The organism is Candidatus Tenderia electrophaga, from assembly GCA_001447805.1.
Lineage (GTDB): Bacteria > Pseudomonadota > Gammaproteobacteria > Tenderiales > Tenderiaceae > Tenderia > Tenderia electrophaga.
Map to the genome: position 1 here is coordinate 1,046,447 of CP013099.1, position 20,569 is coordinate 1,067,015.

A 20,569-nucleotide genomic window follows, 5' to 3' on the forward strand; every position below is an offset into this window, starting at 1 on the left:
CAAACCGACAATTCATGGTGCGCAGTGCGCAGCCTACGCCAACAGCGCCGCGATAATACCGGTAATAAAAATCCCGTCAAAGGTCCCCGCACCGCCGATGGCGGCGATGGGGGTGCCCATCTTGCGGATGTCCTTGATGCGCAGCAGATCCGCCCCGATCAACACCCCCAGGGTGCCGCAGATGTAGGCCAGCGGTGCGCTTTGTTGCGGGTTTAACAGCAGCGCCACTAAAGCCGCCAGCAGTGGCGCCAGCAAAAAGGGCATGCCGATACCGACGCCCGGCACCGGGCGGCTGGCGAAATAGCTGACCGCGCTGACGATGGCGATGGCCAGCAGTAGGTCGGCCAGTGGTAGCGGATTGTAATAGATCAAATAAAGGCTGAAGCTCACCGGCACCAGTCCGCCGCCGGCGTTAATGGCGACGGTGGTCTTGCCCTCGAAGGGCGGCATGTGCTGTTTCAGCAGCCGAAACAGCCGCGGCGGCACCGAGCCCGCCGGGGGTTCTTCGGCGCTGACGGTAAACATAGGCAGATTGATCACGCTGCCCATCAGTGACACCAACAGCAACAACAGCGCCGAGTCGGCCGACAGCCCCAATTTGGCGAAACTGATAGTGAGCACGCCGAGCTGAATGAACATCAGCAACAGGCCGAGCAAAAACAGCAGCGCCAACAGCACGAAGGGCGAAAAGGGCATCAGTCGACGAGGGCCGTTGCCAGCAGTGGGTCGAGCTCAATCACATTGCTGTGGTGATCAATACTGTCGGTGCTCCAGACATGGGTGATGCAGGCGTTGGCCAATACCTGCTCACTATCCTCGGCGAACAGCGCATGGGTGACGAGACAATCGACGGTGCGCGCACCGGCCTGCTTCAAGGCCTTGGCGGTTTGGGCGATGGTGCGCCCGGTGCTGACCACGTCGTCCACGATCACCACCACCCGATCGTTAAAGTCGTAGTCGGGTAATCGAATATCGACATCGTGATCGCCGTGGCGCTGCTTACTTGCCACCTGCCATTCCAGGCCGTCGCGTGCGGCGATTCGTTTGACCCATTGCTCCGATTCACTGTCCGGGCCGAGCAGGATCGGCGGACTGGGACGCTTGGCCAGAAAGTCGGCCATGAGTTCAGCGGCCGACAGGGTCACGGTCTCGGCGCCGCGCATGACCTGACTCAGATTGTGGCTGCGGTGCAAGTGCGGGTCGACTGTGACAATGCGTTCGAACAACTGGCCCAACCAGGCGCCGATGATCTGCTGACTCACCGCCTCGCCGGGATGGAAGGCGATATCCTGGCGCATATAGCAGAGATAGGGCGCCACCAGGGTGATGTGCTTTGCGCCATGGTGGCGCGCCGTGGCGCAGGTCAAATAGAGCTCGATCAGCTTGCTGTTGGGAAAGTCCAGGCTGCGGCAGATGATCAACTCGTCGTCCAGTTCGATCGGCAAGGTGACCTTGCTCTCGCCGTCGGGAAAGCGATGCACGGCTATCTGGCGGTATTCGATGCCCAGCGTATCGGCCAAGCGTTTGGCTTGGTGGCGGTAATCATGGAAACCCAAAAGTTGCATCAGAACTCCACATAGGCCTTGGGCAAGTCCTCGGCGGCGCCGAGGGTGTAGCCGCTGCCGTGTTCCTTCGTCATGCGTAGGGCGAAGTCGTAATCACTCTGGAATTCGGCATGGACGCGGTAAAGAGGTTCCCCTTTTTTTGCCGTGTCCCCCAGTTTTTTCAGCAGGTCGACGCCGGCGCCCTTGTCCATGGGCGCACCGGCGAAGCGCGCCAAGCGCGCCATGTGATAGTTGTCGATGTCGATCACCGTGCCATCGCGCTCGGCGTTTATCGCGAAGCTGAGTGGCCCCAGGCTGGGCTGGCGGGCCTTGCGCCCCTGAGCGTCGATGATCGCGTTCATCTTGGCCAGGGCGCGGCCCGATTCCAGGATGTCGCGGGCGATGGCATAGCCCTGGCCGCCACGCACGTCGGGATCGAATTCCAGCACCCGGCCGGCCAGGCGCAGGGCCTTCTGGCGCAGGTCATCGCAGGCATCGGGATGGTTGTCGAGTACCTGCATCACATCGCGCGCCTCCAGCACCGGACCGATGCCGCGGCCGATAGGCTGGCGACCGTCGGTGATGACGACTTCGAGATGAATCCCGAGCCGGTCGCCGACGAACTCGAACAGCTTGCGCAACGCCAGGGCCTCGTGCATGTGACGCACCTTGGCACTGGGCCCCACCGGTATATCGATGAGCAGGTGGGTGGCGCCGGCGGAGAGCTTCTTCGACAGGATGGAGGCCACCATCTGACCGGGCGAGTCCAGGCTCAGCGGTCGCTCCACCGAGATCAGCACATCGTCCACCGGCGCCAGGTTGGCCGTGCCGCCCCAGCCGATGCAACCGCGTTGATGGCGGATGATGTGGTGCAGTTTGTCCGGCGACAGCTCCACCTCGGCCAGCACCTCCATGGTGTCGGCGGTGCCCGAGGGGGAGGTGATGGCGCGGCTGGAGGTCTTGGGGATGAGCATGCCGTGGGCGGCGACGATGGGCACCACCAGCATGGAGGTGCGGTTGCCCGGGATGCCGCCGATGCAGTGCTTGTCTGCCACCAAGGGTTCGTGCCAGTTGAGGCGCGTGCCGGTGTCGGTCATGGCCTGGGTGAGAAACAGCACCTCGTCGCGGTCCAGGCCGGTTTGGTCCGCCGCCACCAGGAAGGCCGCCAGCTCCATCTTGGAGTAGCGATGGGCGGCGATGTCGCGGGCGATGCCCTGATATTCCTTGGCGTCGAGACGTTTGCCGCTGATCTTTTTACGCAGCGCCTCCATGGAGGCAGGCGGTTCGGCATGGGCCACGCTCACCGCCGTCCCCGGCTCCAACTTCATCTGCGCGAAGGCCTGTTCCGACAGGCCCAGTTCGCCCGGGGCCACCAGGCCGGCGTCGTCGACCACGTTGAGCATGGCCAGAATGGTATTGCCGTTGGCGCTGATCTCGATCTTGGACAGGGCCTGAAAACCTTCGGCGCGATAGGTTTCGCACTCGCGATGCAAATAGGCGACGTTTTCGCGGTAGGTGTCGATCGCCACCCGGCGCAGGGTCAGTTGGCCGCTGGCCTTGACGCTTTTTTTAGGCATACCTTTAAGGTATCACTCCGGCGGGGAAAATTCAGACTGCGTTTGCTGTTGTTCCTGCTGTTGCAAGGCCCACATATGGGCGTAGATCTCATCCCGGTCGAGCAACTGGCGATGGCTGCCGCGCTCGACGATACGGCCCTGTTCCATCACCAGGATCTGGTCGGCGTCGATGACGGTGGAAAGGCGGTGGGCGATGACCAGGGTGGTGTGGTCCTGGGCCACTGCTTTTAGCTCCTTCAAAATGGCCTGTTCCGATTTTGAATCCAAGGCCGAGGTGGCCTCGTCGAAGACCAGGATATGGGGGTCTTTAAGCACGGTGCGGGCGATGGCGATGCGCTGCTTTTCGCCGCCGGAGAGCTTCAGGCCGCGTTCGCCCACGGTGGTGTCGTAGCCCTCCGGCAGGGATTCGATGAATTCGTGAATGTGGGCGGTCTTGGCGGCTTGGATAATTTCCGCGTCGCCGGCATCGGGGCGGCCGTACTGGATGTTGTATTTAATGCTGTCGTTGAACAGCACCGTATCCTGGGGCACGATACCGATGGCGGCGCGCAGGCTTTGCTGGGTCACGTCGCGGATGTCCTGGCCGTCGATGAGGATGCGGCCGGCGTCGATCTCGTAAAAGCGGAACAGGATGCGCGACAGGGTGGATTTGCCGGCGCCGCTGTGGCCCACCACCGCCACCTTCTTGCCGGGGGGAATGTCGAAGCTGACGTCGTGCAGGATCTGGCGGTTGGGGTTGTAGCCGAAGTCCACATGCTCGAAGCGCACCTCGCCACGGCTGATCTGCAGCGGCCGGGCGTCGGCTTTGTCTTGCACGTCCGGATTGTTGCGCAGCAGGTTGAACATCTTCTCCATGTCCGCCAGGGAGTGTTTGATTTCACGGTAGACGAAACCGAGAAAATTGAGCGGCATGAACAGCTGCAACAGATAGGCGTTGATGAGCACCAGGTCGCCGATAGTCATCTCGCCCTTGACCACGCCGTCGGCGGCCAGGATCAGCAACGCCGTCATGCCGCCGGCGACGATAAACCCCTGGCCGAAGTTGAGCAGGCTGAGGGAGGTCTGGTTCTTGATGGCCGCCTCCTGCCAGTGTTCCATGTTCTGATCATAGCGCCGTGCCTCGTAGGCCTCGTTGCCGAAGTATTTCACCGTTTCGTAGTTGAGTAGGGAGTCGATGGCGCGGGTGTTGGCCTTGGAATCCAACTCGTTCATGGTGCGGCGAAAGCGCATGCGCCATTCGGTCACCAGCAGGGAAAAGGCGATGTAAACACTGACGCTGGCCAGGGTGATCAACGCGAACCAGACATCGTAATTGATCAGCAGGATGAGCGTGACCAGGCCGATCTCGAACAGGGTCGGCAGGATATTGAAGACCATGAAGTTGAGCAGAAAACTGATACCGCGGCTGCCGCGTTCGATGTCGCGCGATACGCCGCCGGTCTGGCGTTCCAGGTGAAAGCGCAGCGACAGCCGGTGCAGATGCCGAAACACCTGTAGCGCCACGCGGCGGATGGAGCTCTGGGTCACCCGGGCGAAGATGGCATCGCGCAGCTCGCCGAAGCCGGAGGTGGCCAGGCGCATGGCGCCGTAGCCGAGCAATAGCGTCAACGGCAGGGTCAGGGCTACATCCTCGGCCGAGAGATGGTCGACAATGTGTTTCAAAAACCAGGGCATGGTGACGGTGGCGACCTTGGCCAGCATCAGGCAGACCAGGGCCAGCATTACGCGCGGTTTGTGCTCCCATAGATAGGGGATCAGGCTGCGGAGGGTCTGCCAGTCATTGCGTGGGGCGGCGGGGGCGTGCTCGGCGAAACTGCGCATGGGTCGATTCCTGAATTCAACCCGTGCACGCTAGCAGATCGCCTCAGAGTTGGGAAATTAGCCTGCTGCCCCGCAGCCGATTTATCCGAAATCCGACAGGCGCCTAGACTTTCTGGTCGACGCGCTGGGGAGAATGACAGTGGTCGCGATGAAGGCAGCTCCGGCAATCTGCGACCGTTGTGTGTTGCAGCGCTTGGCCGATGGTCTCGCAGCAGCCGATCATGAACAGCTCGCGCGCCAGTTGCTGGGTGCCGGCGGGGGTCGCTGCGACAGGCGCCTGTTGGGACGGTTCGAGCTCGATCCGGCCCAGGCGCCACAGCTGACGGATCCGGCCCGTGTCGGTGTCGATGATGCCCAGGCGGGCTTCGCCGTGTTCCAGCCAGGCATGAATGGCATGGCTCATAAATACGATCTCCAGGCTGATTTGATAGCGGTGACGTAAATGATAATCATTCGTGTTTAATAGTCAAGTCAGGCGTTTTGTCGTGGCGCCCCGTGACAGCGCCGAAAAATGGTATAATTCCTCGCCTTTCAACCGTTTGGAGTATGGAGCCGAGCCATGCCGATTTATGAATATCAATGTCAGTCCTGTGGTCATCAGTTGGAAAAACTGCAAAAGATGAGCGATCCGCTGTTGAGTGATTGTCCCGCGTGTAACAAGCCCGAGCTGGTCAAGCTGATGTCGGCCGGCGGCTTCCAGCTCAAGGGTTCGGGTTGGTATCAAACCGATTTCAAGAACAGCGGCAATGACAAAAAAGAGGCGCCTGCGCCCGCCTGCGGCACGGGTGCCTGCCCGGCCTGCGAATAACCAAGCCTGAATTCAGGCCCACACGCGGCAGCGAGCCCTCGCTGCCGCTTTTTTATTGCCGCCGGGAGGGGACGAAGTTGCGCCCCGGGGGCCAAAAAACGTAATATTGCCCGCCCTTGCGGCGGTTTTGGCTAAGACCAATAATTTTAAGGAACAGAACAATATGCGCACCCACTATTGTGGACAGGTCACCGAGACCCTGGTTGGTGAAGAGGTAGAGGTTTGTGGTTGGGTTCATCGCCGCCGCGACCACGGCGGGGTGATTTTCGTCGACCTGCGCGACCGCGACGGCATTGTCCAGGTGGTCTACGATCCCGACAGCCCCAAGGTCTTCGAGGTGGCGGAGCGGGTGCGCAACGAATACGTGCTGCGCTGCAAGGGTAAGGTGCGCTTCCGCCCCGAGGGCACGGAAAACCCCAACATGAGCACCGGCAAGATTGAGATCATCGGTTCCAGCCTGGAGATCCTCAATCGCTCCGAGCCGCCGCCCTTCCTGGTGGAAGACGAGACCGACGCCTCGGAAGAGGTGCGCCTCAAACATCGCTATCTCGATCTGCGCCGTCCCGAGATGCTGCAACGTCTCAAGATCCGCGCCGAGATCACCCGCCAGCTGCGCAGCTTTCTCGACCAGCGCGGTTTCATGGAGATCGAGACGCCGTTCCTGACCAAGGCCACCCCGGAGGGCGCGCGCGACTACGTAGTACCGAGCCGCACCCATCAGGGCAAGTTTTTCGCCCTGCCGCAGTCGCCCCAGCTGTTCAAGCAGCTGCTCATGGTGAGCGGCATGGACCGTTATTATCAGGTGGTGCGCTGTTTCCGCGACGAGGACCTGCGCGCCGACCGTCAGCCCGAATTCACCCAGCTGGATATCGAGGCCTCCTTCATCAGCGAAGCGCAGATCACCAATCTGATGGAGGATATGTTCCGCGACATTTTCACCCACGTGCTGGAAGTCGCGCTGCCCCATCCCTTCCCGCGCATGACCTATGCGGAAGCGATTGAGCGTTTCGGTTCCGACAAGCCCGACCTGCGCATCCCGCTGGAGCTGGTGAGCATCACCGATCTGATGCAAGAGGTGGAGTTCAAGGTCTTCTCCGGCCCGGCCAACGATCCCAAGGGGCGCATTGCCGCCTTGCGTCTGCCCAAGGGCGGCGAACTGACGCGCAAGGAGATCGACGACTACACCAAGTTCGTCGGCATCTACGGCGCCAAGGGGCTGGCCTATATTAAGGTCAATGATCTTTCTCAGGGACGCGAGGGGCTGCAATCGCCCATTCTGAAATTCCTGCCGGACGATGTCGTCGACGCCATCATGCAGCGCACCGGTGCCCAGGACGGCGACCTGGTCTTCTTCGGCGCCGACAAGGCCACTATCGTCAACGAGGCCCTGGGCGCGTTGCGCGTCAAGCTGGGCCATGACCGCGGCATCATCGAACACGGCTGGAAACCGCTCTGGGTGGTCGACTTCCCCATGTTCGAGTTCGACGAAAAAGAGAACCGCTATGTCGCCCTGCATCACCCCTTCACCGCGCCGGTGGGCAGTGTGGAGCAGGTGGCGGCCGACCCCGAACAGGCGCTGTCGCGCGCCTACGACATGGTGCTCAACGGCACCGAGGTGGGCGGCGGCTCTATTCGTATCCACGATCCGGCCATGCAGCAGGAGGTGCTCAAGCTGCTCGGCATCGACGCGGCCGAGGCCAAAGATAAGTTCGGCTTCCTGCTCGAGGCGCTGAGCTATGGCTGTCCGCCTCACGGCGGCATTGCCTTCGGCCTGGACCGGCTGGTGATGTTGATGACCGGCGCCCAGTCCATCCGCGATGTGATGGCCTTTCCCAAGACCCAGACCGCCAGTTGTCCGCTCACCGCGGCGCCGACCGAGATCAGCCCTGCGCATCTGCGCGAGCTGGGCCTGCGCCAGCGCCAGCCTGCAGCGACGGAATGATTCTGTTATAAGATTGAACCTGTACCGTCAAATTAGGACTAAAGCACAATATATGGGGTAGGTTGGGGTAAGCGCAGCGCACCCCAACAGCCCCCCGACCGGCACCACCGAGCGTCGGGTGGTTCGGCCAGGGCGCCGCGTTGGGGTGCGCGAAAAACGCTTACCCCAACCTACATGTAATAGCGAGTTCACGGTGAAGTAATGACAGCGACAGCAGCAATCAAGATTCAGCGGTTTTCAGAGGTCAGCGACGACGATTGTCAGGCCCGCATTCAGGCCGCCAAAGAGGTCCTGGGCGAGCGCCTGTTGATTCTCGGTCATCACTATCAGCGTGAAGAGGTGTTTCGCCATGCCGACGCCAGCGGCGATTCGCTCAAGCTGTCGCGTGTGGCGGCGGCCTCCAGGGCCGAGTACATCGTCTTTTGCGGCGTGCACTTCATGGCCGAGGTGGCGGACATCCTGTCGCGTCCGGACCAGGTCGCCATCCTGCCCGATCTGGCGGCCGGTTGTTCCATGGCCGATATGGCCAACCTGGCCAAGGTGGAGCGCGCCTGGCGTGAACTGTCCGAGGTGATCGACCCGGACCAGACGGTGACGCCGGTGACCTATATTAACTCCGCCGCTGATCTGAAATCCTTCTGCGGCGAGCACGGCGGCATCGTCTGTACCTCCACCAATGCCCGGCACGTGTTGGAGTGGGCCTTCGAACGGCGCGAAAAGATCCTGTTCTTCCCCGACCAGCACCTGGGTCGCAACACTGCCTACAAGATGGGTATCCCTCTGGATGACATGGTGGTATGGGATTTCGATCAGCCCATGGGCGGCCTCACTGCCGAGCAGATCAAGAATGCGAAGATGATCCTGTGGAAGGGCTTTTGCTCCGTGCATCAGATGTTCCGTCCCGAACACATCGATGCCTTCCGGAAAAAGTTTCCCGATGGCAAGGTGATTTCACATCCGGAGGCTTCCTTCGAGGTGTGTCAGAAGTCCGATTACGTCGGTTCCACCGAGTTCATTATCAAAACCATTAATGAATCGCCGGACGGCAGCCGTTGGCTGGTCGGCACCGAACTCAACCTGGTCAAACGTCTGGCCGAGCAGAACAAGGCGCGCGGTACCCACGTGCACTTCATGTCGCCGACCCTCTGCATGTGTTCCACGATGTTCCGCATTGACCCACAGCACCTGCTTTGGACCCTGGAAAACCTGGTCGAAGGCAAAGTGGTGAATCAGATCAAAGTGCCGGAAAAGACTGCCGCGCAGGCGCGCCTGGCGTTGCAACGCATGTTGGATTTGAATATATAATCTGATGGAAGAGTTGCGCCAGTGATCAAAATAAAATGCTTCGCTCTTTTGGCTGCATTATCATTGATCACGGCATGCGCCGAATTGCAAAAGAATGCCGAGGAGGGGCTGGATAACGCCTCGGACATACCGGACAAGGTGTGGACGTCTAAATAGTCTGGCCTGCCGAGCCCGATCCAGAAAGCCGCTTCGATAAGCGGCTTTTTTGCGTTTGTATAATGATAGAGTGGCGGCATGCCACACACCGGGTTTTATCACTAAAAGGGCCTCAACCCCCATGGCAAAGCGCAATCCTCCGACCATTGACCAAGCGCAGCGATTGTTGCGTGACAAGCAGTTGCCGGCGGCACGCACGGCCTATAGTCGACTTTGCCAGCAATATCCGCATGACACGGCCGCGTGGCTGGGGCTCGGCGCGGTAAACGCCATGTTGGGCGAGTTGGAAAACGCACAGCAGGCCTTCACTCGGGCGCTGGCGCTCCAGCCGGATCTGCCCCAGGCCCATTTCAATCTAGCGCGTCTGGCGGTCATGCGCGAGCAATGGCCGGTGGCCGAAAACCACCAGCGCGCCTTACTGCGCCTGCAGCCCGACAACCAAAGGATCTACCTGGAGCTGGGCGTCACGCTGGAAAAGTTGGGTCGATTGTCGCAGGCGGAGCAAAGCTATCGTCAGGGACTGACCCTCGATAATAATCGCGCCGAGTTGCACACGGCGCTCAGCAGGGTGTTACGGGAACAAGGTCGGCTCGCCGATGCCGAAGCACCGATCGCGCGCGCCCTGCAATTGCAACCCGACATGGCCTTGGCCCATCTGGAAAAGGGCCACCTGTTGCGGCGGCGCAAACACTACGATGCGGCACTGGCGTGTTACCAACGCTTCGGTGAATTGGCGCCGCAGCAGCGCAAGACGTTTTTGTGCAACAGTGGCGGTGTGTTGGCGCAACAAGAGCGCTATGAAGAGGCTCTCACGTGGTTCGACCGGGCGCTCGCCGAATTGCCGGACGCGGCGGACGTGCATCTCAGTCGGGCGCAACTGTTGCTGGGGCTGGGGCGTTTCGAGGAAGGCTGGCCGGAATACGAATGGCGCCTTCAAGATCCGGCCTGGCGCCAACGGGATTCGTTTGGCTATGGCGCGCTCCGGCCCGTATGGCAAGGCGAACCGCTGCGGGGCAAGCGGCTGTTAGTCTACGCCGAACAGGGTTTCGGCGACACGCTGCAATTTTGTCGTTTCCTGCCGCAACTGGCCGACCGGGGCGGGCAGCTGTGTTTCCACGGCCCTCCCGGATTGCTTGATCTGGTGGCCGGTCTTCCCGGTGTGGAACAGGTGGAACAAATTGACCCCGGCAAAATCGGGCAGCTCGAGTTCGACTATGTTGTTCCGCTGATGAGCCTGCCGTATCGCTTAGGTAGCCGCCTCGACAATATTCCCGCCGCAGTACCGTATCTGCACGCCGATCCGACACGCCAGCGCCGCTGGCGTGAGCGGATGTCGGGAGACGCATTCAGGGTCGGGCTGGTGTGGTCCGGCGGCGGCGGGAATGTCAGGGACGCGCGTCGTTCGCTGCATGTCTCTTTGCTGGCACCCTTGTGCGAGGTGGCGGACGTCGCCTGGTACAGCCTGCAAAAAGGGCCGCCGGCAGGGCAGTTGGCCGAAACCGATGTGTCGCTGCAAGTGACAGATTTAGGGCCGGAGATCGAGGATTTTTCCGATACCGCGGCCATCGTCACGAATCTCGATTTGGTGATTACGGTCGACACCTCGGTCGCGCATCTGGCCGGGGCCCTGGGCCGGCCCACATGGGTGATGCTTTACAACAGCCCGGACTGGCGTTGGCTGTTAGGGCGCGAGGACAGTCCCTGGTATCCGACCCTGAGATTGTTTCGTCAGGCGCCGGGCCAGCCATGGTCGGCGGTCATTAAGCGGGTGGCGGCGGCCTTGCGCCGGCGCGTCGGCGAGTGCCGGGGCTAGCCCGCATTTCTCACAGGAACAGCGCGAATGAGCACAAACAAATTGATTTTTAAAACATTAGTTGGCAGCAATAGCCGAACAGCATGCACGGATCCGAAGCTTATCCCGGCCCTGGCTCGATCTTGCACGTCTGAACTTGCGCTTCATTCAAGTTGTAGCTACGGCTACAACTTTCACTCCAGCGCGGCGTTCACACGCACAATCTCTTCGCCATCATCCGGGATTCCTGTGAGAAATGCGGGCTAGGTTTCGGATTTGTCCGAGTCTTGTTCTTGTTCGCGGCGGCTCTCGGCATCCTCGTCGGCCTGTTGCTCGACGACCTTTTGTTGTTCGGCCTTGGCCTTTTTATGTTCTTTCTCGCCCCTGCGGCCGCGGCGTCTTTCATCCAGTTCTTCCAGCGCGTCATAGCGTCCATAGGCGATCATGATGTCCCCGGCGCTGACGGTGGTGTCGCCCTGCGGCACGCCCAGGTAGGTATCCTTGCCGCGTTGAATGCCCAGCACGATGATGCCTTCATCGCGCAATTGCAGTTCACTCAGGGTCTTGTTACACATCCAGTCTTCCGATTGAACTTCGATCTCAATGACACGGTAGTCACCCGAGAGCTGTAGCAGGCTGGCATAGTCCTTAACGTCTAGCCGGGTGTAGCGGTGCAGGGTCCAGTCGATGAGTCGCGCCAACTTGCGATCGACCCAGGGGCTGGTGGCGATGGCCCACAATATGGCCAGGCCGAGGGTGAGCATGACGATGCGCAGGGTCAGCGATGAGCCGTCGTCGCCGCTGTCGACAAAGGTGAGAATGAGCGAGGAGACAGCGCTGACAATACCGGCATTGCCTAACAACATCAGTACCAAGACGATACGCCGCCGCACCGGATGGCTCACCACGCGTTCCGATTCCCCGGTGGTAAACCCGGCGCCGGTGAAGGCGGAGCGCGCCTGAAAGCGCGCCGTTTCCCGCGACAGCCCGGTGTGCGCCAGCATGATAGCGGCGATCCGGGTAATCAGGATCGATACCGATACCACGACCAAGAGTGAGATTGCGGCAACCATTGGGACACTATGAAACGAAGTGCTCGGCAAATCAAACCGCCAGGCCTGCGTTTGGAGACCTTGCGGGTGATGGGCGACAATACCCCATATCCGTTGATTAATTATGTGACCATGTCTGAAAAAACACTGTTTGAAGCTGCCGCCGAGTGTCTGGCCGCCAGCGCTATCGAGGATAAATTGCAGCTGACGCGGCACTATGTCCAGGCTTGGCGCGACGCTGAGCTGTCGCTGGCCGCCAAGCCTGCGCCTGCGCCTATCGACAGCCCCGGTCGTCCGGCCAAGCCGGCGTTGGTAATACCCGCACATGTGCCCAGGCGCGGCCTGGGCACGGCGGCGGGGCGTGCCGCCATGCTCCATGCCGTCACCCATATCGAATTCAATGCCATCAACCTGGCCTGGGACGCGGTGTATCGCTTTCGTGATTTACCGCGACAGTTCTATTCGGACTGGACGCGCGTGGCGGATGAAGAGGCCTATCACTTCCAATTGTTGCGCCAGCGCCTGCAGCAGCTGGGCTATGACTATGGTGATTTTCCCGCCCATAACGGCCTCTGGGATATGGCGCAAAAAACGGCTTTCGATCCCATGGTGCGCATGGCGCTGGTACCGCGGGTGTTGGAGGCGCGCGGTCTGGACGTGACGCCGGGCATGATGCAGCGCCTGCGTCAGGTGGGTGATCTGGAATCGGTGGCGGCGCTGGAGATTATCCTGCGCGACGAGATCGGGCATGTGGAAATCGGTTCACGCTGGTTTAAGTATTTTTGCGATCGCCGCGGCCTGGATATGGAACAGACGTTTCGTGATTTGATCAGCCGCTATTTCGCCGGCCAATTACGCGGCCCCTTCAACGATGCGGCGCGTCTGCAGGCAGGCTTTAGCGCGGCGGAATTACGCGCGCTTGAAGCGCTGGGGGCGGGCGCGTAGACTCGCAAGAGAGCACAACGGGAGACAGGGATTGGCGACTCAGGCTCACTTTCTGGCGCGCGAGAATTTTCAAACGCTCATCGATGCATTGACCGGCGCGGGTTATCGTTGTCTCGGCCCCCAGGTGCGCGACGGCGCCATCGTCATGGATGAACTCAGCCGCGCCGCGCAACTGCCCAGCGGGGTGCACGACCGGCAGTCACCCGGCGGCTATCAACTGAAAACCTCCGATTCATCCCGCTATTTCGCCTGGGCCAACGGTCCGCAGGCGCTCAAGCCTATACTGTTTTCTGCGCGTGAAACCCTGTGGCGCGCCGAGCGCGATGCCGATGGCAGACTCACGTTTGTCGAGGCCCACGCCGAGGCGCAAAAGACCGCCGTCTTCGGTGTGCGCAGTTGCGATCTGGCCGGCATGGCGGTGCAGGATAAGGTCTTTGTTACGGATGCGTACCGAGACGAGCAATACGCCGCCCGGCGCGCGGCGCTGTTCACCGTGGCGGTAAATTGCAGTCATCCGGCAAAGACCTGTTTTTGTGCCTCCACCGGTGACGGCCCCACGGCGGAAGGAGGCTATGACCTGTTGTTGTCCGAACTGGACGAGGGCTTTTTGATAAACGCCGGTTCAGACGCCGGTGAGGCGATCCTGGCCCGGCTGCCCCTGGACAGGGCCAGCGATCACCAGTTTTTCAGCGCCGCGCAGCAGGCCATCCGTGCGGCTGAGATGCAGACACGCAAACTGCCGCACAACGTGGTGGACGGCTTGCTCGAGAATCTCGATCACCCGCGCTGGCAGGACGTGGCTGAGCGCTGTCTCTCCTGCGGCAACTGCACCATGGTTTGTCCCACCTGTTTCTGTCACCAAGAAGTGGAGCAGCCGCAACTGGACGGCCAAAGCACTGAGCACCTGCGTGAATGGGATTCCTGTTTTACCGATGGTCACAGCTATATCCACGGCACGGTCATCCGCGAGGACACGCAAAAGCGCTACCGCCAATGGCTGACCCACAAACTGGCCACCTGGGTGCAACAATTCGGTAACAGTGGCTGTGTAGGCTGTGGACGCTGTATCGCCTGGTGCCCGGTGGGCATCGATCTGACCGAAGAGGCCAATGCCATTGCAGGTCGGGATGATGACTAACGCCTATCTGCCTTTCGAGGCCGAAGTGGTGGAGCGGATTCAGGAATCGCCCACGGTGTTTACTTTACGCTTGCGCTTCAGCGACGCGGAGCAGCACCGGCGTTATCAGTTCGCGCCGGGGCAGTTCAACATGGTCTATCTTTACGGCGTAGGCGAGGTGCCGATTTCCATCGTCTCGGATCCGGAAGACGAGCATCTCTACGACCACACTATTCGCAGCGTCGGTCGGGTGACGCGCGGTCTGGCCCAGGTCGAGAAAGGACAGCGCGTTGGCATTCGCGGTCCCTTTGGGCGCGGCTGGCCGCTGAGCAAGGCCGAGGGCCGCGACGTGTTGATCGTCACCGGCGGCTTGGGCTGTGCGCCGGTAGTGTCGGTGATCAATTACATCATCAGCCGGCGCGAACGTTTCGGCCGCTTGACCATTATGCAGGGCGTCAAGCACTCGGACGATTTGCTATGGCGCGAGCGCTATAAATTGTGGAGCCGCATGCCCGACACCCAGGTGATCGTGGCGGCGGACAAGGCCGGCAAGCAGTGGCCCTGGCGTGAAGGCTCGGTGATCGCCATGTTTGACGAAGTGGCGCTGGCGCCCGAGCGCAGTCTGGCCATGATGTGCGGTCCTGAGGGCATGATGCGCGCCGCGGTCAATCGCTTGCTGGAGTTGGGGATGCAGCCGGAAAGCCTGTTTATGAGCATGGAGCGCAATATGCAATGCGCCGTCGGCCATTGCGGCCATTGTCAGTACGGCGGTCAGTTTATCTGCAAAAACGGTCCCGTATTTGCATACCGTGAGATAAGCGATATATTTGGTGTGGCGGGGTTTTAACGGCCCTCGGGAGTGACAGCGATGAACGAATATCGATTCGAAGAGGAAGAGACCTGGAAGTTGGCGCGCGAACTGGCCTGGGATGTGTACAGCATTACCAACCGCGGCGCCTTTGCCGGGGATCATCGCGTGCGCAATAGCGTGCGACGCGCCAGTTTCGCCATCATGGCCAACATCGCCGAAGGGGTGGAGCGGGGCGGCACGCTGGAATTCGTGCGTTATCTGTCCGACGCCAAGGACGAGGTCGAAGAATTACATCATCAGTTGCAGCAGGCCGAGCAGAAGGGCTTTATCACCGAGGTCGCCCGCACGCGGCTGGATCAGACCCTCGAGTCGCTGGGGTGCATGATCAGCGGCCTGATGACATCCATTAATCAGGAATTTCTCAACAGCGGCAGTGTGAGCGTCGATTATCAAGTCGTTTAAGCGCAAACCCAAAATCGCCGTCCATAAATTCAGTTCCTGCGACGGCTGCCAACTGGCTTTCCTGAATCTGGGCGAGCCCTTGTTGACCTTGGCTGAGTTGGTCGATATCGTCCACTTCGCCGAAGCGGGGCCGGTGCAAGCCGATGCCGAGGTCGACATCGCCTTTGTCGAAGGCAGTATCACCACCCCCGACGAGCGGGATCGCATCCAGGCAGTGCGCGCCAACAGCCGTTATCTGGTCACCATCGGCGCCTGCGCCACCGCCGGCGGGGTGCAGGCGCTGCGCAATCACGCCGATGCCCCGGCCTGGATGGCCTCGGTGTACGCCGCGCCGCAATTCATCGACACCCTCGCCAGCTCAACGCCGATCGCCGCGCATGTGCGCGTGGATTACGAACTTTGGGGTTGCCCCATCAACAGCCGCCAGCTGTTATCGCTGGTGCGCGCCATGCTGTTCGGTGTGGCCCCGGTGATCGAGCACGACAGCGTTTGTATGGAGTGCAAACGCCAAGGCAACGTCTGTGTGCTGGTGGCCCAGCAGAAGCCCTGTATGGGGCCGGTGACTCAGACCGGTTGCGGTGCGCTGTGCCCGCGTTTCGGCCGTGACTGTTACGCCTGTTACGGACCGGCGGAAAACCCCAATACGGATGCTTTGTCGCGCCGCTTTGCCGGGCTCGGGTTGCTGCCGCACGACATCGAGCGGCGCTTTCTGCATATCAATAATCATGCGCCCGTGTTTGCCACGGCGGCCGGCAAGGCCGGGGCGGACAAGCCGTGAGCGAGCGTCGCGAGGTGTCCATCAAGGTGCCGGTGTTGGCCCGGGTGGAGGGCGAAGGCGCCCTCGATCTGGAGATCCGCGACGGCGCGATCAGCGAACTGAAGCTGCGCATCTTCGAACCGCCGCGGCTGTTCGAAAAGTTTCTCGAAGGTCGCGCCTATCATGAACTGCCGGATTTCGTCGCACGTATCTGCGGCATTTGCCCAGTGGCCTACCAGATGAGCGCGGTGCATGCCATCGAGCAGGCCTTTGGCTGTGAACCGGGACCGTGGGTGCGCAGCATGCGACGCCTGCTGTATTGCGGAGAATGGCTGGAAAGTCACAGCTTGCACGTGCATTTGTTGGCCTTGCCCGATTTCCTCGGTTTCAACAGCGTTACCGAAATGGCGAAGCAATATCCCGACGAAGTACGCCGCGGCCTGGCCTTGCAGGCGATCGGTAACGCCATCGTAGCTTTTTTCGGCGGCCGCTCGGTACACCCGGTGGGTGTGCGGGTGGGGGGCTTTTATAAGGCGCCTTCCGTGGCCGACGCCAAGGTGTTATTGCACAAGGTGCGCGAACGCCTTGGCGACGCTGAGGCGCTGCTGCGCTGGAGTGTGCGCTTGGACCTGCCCGATATGCCCCAGGCCTTTACCAGTGTCGCCCTGCGGCATGAGGATGAATATCCTATGAACGAGGGCCGGATTGTCAGCGACGCGGGTCACGATCTGTCGCTGGAGGAATTCGAGGATCACTTTCGCGAACAGCAGGCACCCCATTCCACCGCCCTGCATTGCCACCTCGACGCTCAGCCCTACCTGGTGGGGCCCCTGGCGCGCTTGAACCTTAATCATGAGCGATTGCCCGCCGAGGTCCAGTCACTGCTGCGCGAATGCGCTATCAAGTTGCCCAGCGGCAACATGTTTCACAGTCTCATTGCCCGGGCGGTGGAGATCTACTACGCCCTCTACGAAGCGCAACGGATTTTGCAAAACTACTACCTGCCCGAGACGTCCTATGCGGAAACGACCCCCCGTGCCGGGGTCGGCTATGGTTGTACCGAGGCGCCGCGCGGCATGTTGTGGCATCGCTATGAATTGGATGACGCCGGTGATATCGTCAGCGCCACCATCGTGCCGCCCACCAGTCAGAACCAGGCTCGCATCGAGGCCGACTTGCACCACAGCTTGAACGCCTTCGGCCTGGACCATGACGACGCCGCCCTGCGCCTGCATGCCGAGACGGTGGTGCGCAATTACGACCCCTGTATCTCCTGCTCCACCCACTTTCTCGATCTGCGTGTCAAACGGCGTTGAGGGATTGCCACCCATCCGGGTGCTGGGCATCGGCTCGCCCTTCGGTGCCGACGATGTCGGTTGGCGTTTGATCGACGCACTGACGGCATCGCCAAGCCTGGGTCCTTTTCTCAAGCGCGAGTTGCTACTGGCGTCCTTGGACCGTCCGGGGGCGGCACTATTGCGCTATCTCGAAAATGCCCGCCATGTGTTGCTGCTCGATGCCGTGGTGGATGACACATTGCCTATCGGCACCGCGCGACGTTACTCGTTGGATGACATCCAGAACGCGCCGCTGCTATCCTCCAGTCACGCCTTCGGGGTGCAGCAGGCACTCAGTCTGGCCGCGGCCCTGGATCAATTGCCGGATAGCCTGGCGTTGTGTGGGGTCAGCATCGGCGCGGACTTTCCCGACACAAACAGTCAAACCAACGATTGGCCGACATGTATTTCCGCGATTGTCCTGTCGCTGGAAGACGACATCTTGCGTCTGTGCACTGGTCTTAGAGGGCATAATGTGACAAATTAGGCAGTTATGGCTGGATTGTCTTAAGAATGTTGAGGATTCGTCGATAAACTTATCGCGCAACAGCTAAGCACGACGATTTATCAATTTTTAGGTGCCGCAATGAAACTGACAATGACTAAAATCTGGGTGATAGCAGGCTTGCTGGCCTTGATTGGTATTGCCCAGGCACAGATGGAAGAACCCGCCGACAAGGCCTCGAAAGAGCAGCAGGCGATGATCAAATCCAACCCTTACCTGGTCAAGTAACCTGTTTTAACCCTCGATCTGAGCCTGTTCAATATCCAGCACCACCTGGGTCATCCTGATCACACTGTCGGGATTGAGTGAAATGGACTCGATGCCCTGTCCCACCAACCATTGAGTGATCTCAGGGTAATCGGACGGCGCCTGACCGCAGATCCCCACGTACTTCCCCTTTTGTTTGCAGGCCGCGATGGCCATCGCGATCATTTTCAACACCGCCGGATTGCGTTCGTCGAAACCGCTGACGATGCCCGAGTCACGGTCCACGCCCAGGGTGAGTTGGGTCAGGTCGTTGGAGCCGATGGAGAAGCCGTCGAACAGCTCCAGAAACTCATCGGCCAGCAGGGCGTTGGCCGGGATCTCACACATCATATAAATCTGTAAGCCGTTCTCGCCGCGCGTTAATCCTTCGCGCTGCATCAGTTCTAATACACTCTCCGCTTCGGCGACGCTGCGTACGAAGGGGATCATTAACGCAATATTGTCCAGCCCCATCACGTCGCGCGCCTGCTTCATGGCGGCGCACTCCAGCGCGAAGCAGTCGGCGAACGCCTCGGAAGGGTAGCGCGCGGCGCCGCGAAAACCGATCATGGGATTCTCTTCCGTCGGTTCAAACTGTGCACCGCCGATCAGCGAGGCGTATTCGTTGGACTTGAAGTCGCTCATGCGCACGATCACCCTTTTCGGATAAAAGGCGGCGGCGATCATGCCCACCCCTTCGGCCAGGCGCTGGATATAGAAACTTTTGGGGTCGGGATAACCGGCGATGATGGGATCGATCTGTTGTTTGATCTTGTCATCCATCCGGTCGTATTCCAGCAGCGCCCGTGGGTGGATACGGATGCTGTTGTTGATGATGAACTCCAGCCGCGCCAGACCTACCCCTTCATTGGGCAGGCGGCTGGCCTCGAAGGCCTGCGAGGGGTTGGCCAGGTTGAGCATGATATGCGTCCGGGGCCGGCTAAGGGTATCCAGATCGATGCGTTGGCTGGCGAAGTCCTGAATGCCTGCGTAGACCACGCCTTCATCCCCTTCGGCGCAACAGACCGTGATCTCCTGCTCGTTGGCGATGGCCTGGGTGGCGTCACCGCAACCGACGATGGCGGGGATGCCCAGCTCGCGCGCCACGATGGCGGCATGGCAGGTGCGCCCGCCGCGATTGGTGACGATGGCGGCGGCGGTCTTCATCACCGGTTCCCAGTCCGGATCGGTGATGTCGGTGACCAGCACCTCGCCCGGCCGGATGGCATGCATGTCGGCCGCCTCCATGATGACACGCGCCTTGCCGGCGGCGATGCGCTGGCCGACGCTCTTGCCGCGGCTCAATATCGGACCGCGCGACGTCAGGGTGTAGGTCTGGGCGAAGCGGGTGTCGGCGATGGATTGCACCGTCTCCGGGCGGGCTTGGACGATGAACAGTTCGCCGGTCTCGCCGTCCTTGGCCCACTCGATATCCATGGGGCGCGGCTTGCCGGCCGCCTTGGAGTAATGCGCCTCGATGATGACCGCCTGGCGCGCCAGGCTCAGCACCTCGTCGTCGCTGAGGGCGAAGCGGTGACGGTGCTCTTTTTTGACGCGCACGTTGCGGGTGGAGTGGCCCGCCATGGGATCGCCGGTGTAAATCATCTTGATCGCCTTATCCCCCAGCTGGCGTTTCAGGATCGGGCGTTTACCCTCGGCCAGGGTGGGTTTGAAGACATAGAACTCGTCCGGATTGACGGCGCCCTGGACGATGTTTTCACCCAGGCCATAGGCGGCGGTGATGAACACCGCGTCGCGAAACCCGGTCTCGGTATCGATGGTGAACATCACCCCCGCAGCACCGCTGTCGGAGCGCACCATGCGCTGCACGCCGATGGAGAGTGCCACATCCATGTGTTCGAATCCCTGATGGATACGATAGGAAATGGCACGGTCGGTGAACAGGGAGGCAAACACCTGCTTGCAGGTGGCGATCAAGTTGTGGCTGCCGCGGATGTTGAGATAGGTCTCCTGCTGGCCGGCGAAGGAGGCGCTGGGCAGATCCTCGGCGGTGGCCGAGCTGCGCACCGCCACGTCGGTGTGCTCCCCGTATTCCGCTTCTAGATGCTGATACGCCGCGTCGATCTCCCCGGCCAGGTCGGCCGGCATTTCGGCGTGATTGATCCAACTGCGGATGCGCGCCCCGGCGTTGGCCAGGGCATGGACATCCTGGCTGTCCAGCGTGTCCAACACCTGTTTGATGCGCTCATGCAGCGTGTTGTGATCGATGTAATGACGATAGGCATCGGCGGTGGTGGCGAAACCGTCCGGGATCTTGACGCCTTTCTCCGTCAGGCTGCGGTACATCTCGCCCAGCGAGGCGTTTTTGCCGCCCACCAGGGCGATATCCTGGATGCCGAGTTGGTCGAAACGTCGAATATAGCGCATGAGC

18 protein-coding genes are annotated in these 20,569 nt (G+C 60.8%); 11 read left to right on the forward strand and 7 right to left on the reverse strand.

Translation table 11 applies throughout. The features are described from left to right. Positions 1–33 precede the first annotated feature (33 nt). The 5 genes from Tel_04855 to Tel_04875 form a co-directional block, all read right to left on the reverse strand. Positions 34–696 (reverse strand): hypothetical protein, encoded by a 663-nt coding sequence (locus Tel_04855; GenBank protein ID ALP52529.1) that lies wholly within the window; start codon positions 694–696, stop codon positions 34–36. Beyond that, positions 696–1,565 (reverse strand): phosphoribosylpyrophosphate synthetase, encoded by an 870-nt coding sequence (locus Tel_04860; protein ALP52530.1) that lies wholly within the window; start codon positions 1,563–1,565, stop codon positions 696–698. The genes Tel_04855 and Tel_04860 overlap by 1 nt, the downstream gene beginning before the upstream one ends. Beyond that, the gene (locus tag Tel_04865) at positions 1,565–3,121 is read right to left on the reverse strand and encodes a thymidine phosphorylase (GenBank protein ID ALP52531.1); all 1,557 of its coding nucleotides are present in this window, start codon (positions 3,119–3,121) and stop codon (positions 1,565–1,567) included. Before Tel_04865 ends, Tel_04860 begins: the two co-directional genes overlap by 1 nt. 12 nt (positions 3,122–3,133) lie before the next feature. Next, a complete protein-coding gene (locus tag Tel_04870; protein ALP52532.1) occupies positions 3,134–4,942 on the reverse strand; it encodes a metal ABC transporter permease in 1,809 nt (602 codons plus the stop codon). Positions 4,943–5,045: 103 nt separating this feature from the next. Then, a complete protein-coding gene (locus Tel_04875; protein ALP52533.1) occupies positions 5,046–5,345 on the reverse strand; it encodes a hypothetical protein in 300 nt (99 codons plus the stop codon). A 156-nt stretch (positions 5,346–5,501) separates the two neighbouring features. On the opposite strand from Tel_04875, the gene Tel_04880 reads away from it, so the two are divergent. The 4 genes from Tel_04880 (at position 5,502) to Tel_04895 (ending at position 10,966) form a co-directional block, all read left to right on the forward strand. Then, a complete protein-coding gene (locus tag Tel_04880; GenBank protein ALP52534.1) occupies positions 5,502–5,750 on the forward strand; it encodes a hypothetical protein in 249 nt (82 codons plus the stop codon). 163 nt (positions 5,751–5,913) lie between these two features. Continuing rightward, positions 5,914–7,692 carry an aspartyl-tRNA synthetase gene (locus Tel_04885; protein ID ALP54740.1) on the forward strand — a complete coding sequence of 593 codons (1,779 nt, stop codon included), beginning with the start codon at positions 5,914–5,916 and terminating at the stop codon, positions 7,690–7,692. A 201-nt stretch (positions 7,693–7,893) separates the two neighbouring features. Continuing rightward, the gene (locus Tel_04890; GenBank protein ALP52535.1) at positions 7,894–8,997 is read left to right on the forward strand and encodes a quinolinate synthetase; all 1,104 of its coding nucleotides are present in this window, start codon (positions 7,894–7,896) and stop codon (positions 8,995–8,997) included. Positions 8,998–9,274: 277 nt separating this feature from the next. Beyond that, positions 9,275–10,966 carry a hypothetical protein gene (locus Tel_04895; protein ALP52536.1) on the forward strand — a complete coding sequence of 564 codons (1,692 nt, stop codon included), beginning with the start codon at positions 9,275–9,277 and terminating at the stop codon, positions 10,964–10,966. Positions 10,967–11,208: 242 nt separating this feature from the next. Here Tel_04895 and Tel_04900 read toward each other — a convergent pair whose 3' ends face one another. Beyond that, positions 11,209–12,018, reverse strand: coding sequence for a potassium transporter TrkA (locus Tel_04900; protein ID ALP52537.1), 810 nt, complete (start codon positions 12,016–12,018; stop codon positions 11,209–11,211). 111 nt (positions 12,019–12,129) lie between these two features. On the opposite strand from Tel_04900, the gene Tel_04905 reads away from it, so the two are divergent. The 7 genes from Tel_04905 to Tel_04935 are packed head-to-tail and all read left to right on the forward strand — an operon-like array spanning position 12,130 to position 17,913. After that, positions 12,130–12,942: a hypothetical protein gene (locus Tel_04905; protein ID ALP54741.1), complete on the forward strand. Its 813-nt coding sequence runs from the start codon at positions 12,130–12,132 to the stop codon at positions 12,940–12,942. A 31-nt stretch (positions 12,943–12,973) separates the two neighbouring features. Then, entirely contained in the window at positions 12,974–14,080 is a 1,107-nt protein-coding gene (locus Tel_04910; protein ID ALP52538.1) for a cytochrome C, read from the forward strand. After that, positions 14,073–14,906 (forward strand): Ni/Fe hydrogenase subunit gamma, encoded by an 834-nt coding sequence (locus Tel_04915; GenBank protein ALP54742.1) that lies wholly within the window; start codon positions 14,073–14,075, stop codon positions 14,904–14,906. The genes Tel_04910 and Tel_04915 overlap by 8 nt, the downstream gene beginning before the upstream one ends. 21 nt (positions 14,907–14,927) lie before the next feature. Then, positions 14,928–15,332, forward strand: coding sequence for a hypothetical protein (locus Tel_04920; GenBank protein ALP52539.1), 405 nt, complete (start codon positions 14,928–14,930; stop codon positions 15,330–15,332). Continuing rightward, positions 15,319–16,110 carry a sulfhydrogenase subunit delta gene (locus Tel_04925; protein ALP52540.1) on the forward strand — a complete coding sequence of 264 codons (792 nt, stop codon included), beginning with the start codon at positions 15,319–15,321 and terminating at the stop codon, positions 16,108–16,110. The genes Tel_04920 and Tel_04925 overlap by 14 nt, the downstream gene beginning before the upstream one ends. Further along, positions 16,107–17,405, forward strand: coding sequence for a Ni/Fe hydrogenase subunit alpha (locus tag Tel_04930; protein ID ALP52541.1), 1,299 nt, complete (start codon positions 16,107–16,109; stop codon positions 17,403–17,405). The genes Tel_04925 and Tel_04930 overlap by 4 nt, the downstream gene beginning before the upstream one ends. Positions 17,406–17,424: 19 nt before the next feature. Next, a complete protein-coding gene (locus Tel_04935; GenBank protein ALP52542.1) occupies positions 17,425–17,913 on the forward strand; it encodes a hypothetical protein in 489 nt (162 codons plus the stop codon). 252 nt (positions 17,914–18,165) lie between these two features. Here the strand turns inward: Tel_04935 and Tel_04940 are convergent, their stop codons facing one another. Next, positions 18,166–20,565, reverse strand: coding sequence for a phosphoenolpyruvate synthase (locus tag Tel_04940; GenBank protein ID ALP52543.1), 2,400 nt, complete (start codon positions 20,563–20,565; stop codon positions 18,166–18,168). Positions 20,566–20,569 lie beyond the last annotated feature (4 nt).

What these genes read in the sequence shown, in the direction of transcription:
- Tel_04870 (ALP52532.1), bottom strand. Translation starts at nt 4,942, where the DNA reads ATGCGCAGTTTCGCCGAGCACGCCCCCGCCGCCCCACGCAATGACTGG.
- Tel_04875 (ALP52533.1), bottom strand. Translation starts at nt 5,345, where the DNA reads ATGAGCCATGCCATTCATGCCTGGCTGGAACACGGCGAAGCCCGCCTG.
- Tel_04905 (ALP54741.1), top strand. Translation starts at nt 12,130, where the DNA reads ATGTCTGAAAAAACACTGTTTGAAGCTGCCGCCGAGTGTCTGGCCGCC.
- Tel_04860 (ALP52530.1), bottom strand. Translation starts at nt 1,565, where the DNA reads ATGCAACTTTTGGGTTTCCATGATTACCGCCACCAAGCCAAACGCTTG.
- Tel_04895 (ALP52536.1), top strand. Translation starts at nt 9,275, where the DNA reads ATGGCAAAGCGCAATCCTCCGACCATTGACCAAGCGCAGCGATTGTTG.
- Tel_04915 (ALP54742.1), top strand. Translation starts at nt 14,073, where the DNA reads ATGACTAACGCCTATCTGCCTTTCGAGGCCGAAGTGGTGGAGCGGATT.
- Tel_04940 (ALP52543.1), bottom strand. Translation starts at nt 20,565, where the DNA reads ATGCGCTATATTCGACGTTTCGACCAACTCGGCATCCAGGATATCGCC.
- Tel_04865 (ALP52531.1), bottom strand. Translation starts at nt 3,121, where the DNA reads ATGCCTAAAAAAAGCGTCAAGGCCAGCGGCCAACTGACCCTGCGCCGG.
- Tel_04920 (ALP52539.1), top strand. Translation starts at nt 14,928, where the DNA reads ATGAACGAATATCGATTCGAAGAGGAAGAGACCTGGAAGTTGGCGCGC.
- Tel_04880 (ALP52534.1), top strand. Translation starts at nt 5,502, where the DNA reads ATGCCGATTTATGAATATCAATGTCAGTCCTGTGGTCATCAGTTGGAA.
- Tel_04855 (ALP52529.1), bottom strand. Translation starts at nt 696, where the DNA reads ATGCCCTTTTCGCCCTTCGTGCTGTTGGCGCTGCTGTTTTTGCTCGGC.
- Tel_04900 (ALP52537.1), bottom strand. Translation starts at nt 12,018, where the DNA reads ATGGTTGCCGCAATCTCACTCTTGGTCGTGGTATCGGTATCGATCCTG.
- Tel_04890 (ALP52535.1), top strand. Translation starts at nt 7,894, where the DNA reads ATGACAGCGACAGCAGCAATCAAGATTCAGCGGTTTTCAGAGGTCAGC.
- Tel_04885 (ALP54740.1), top strand. Translation starts at nt 5,914, where the DNA reads ATGCGCACCCACTATTGTGGACAGGTCACCGAGACCCTGGTTGGTGAA.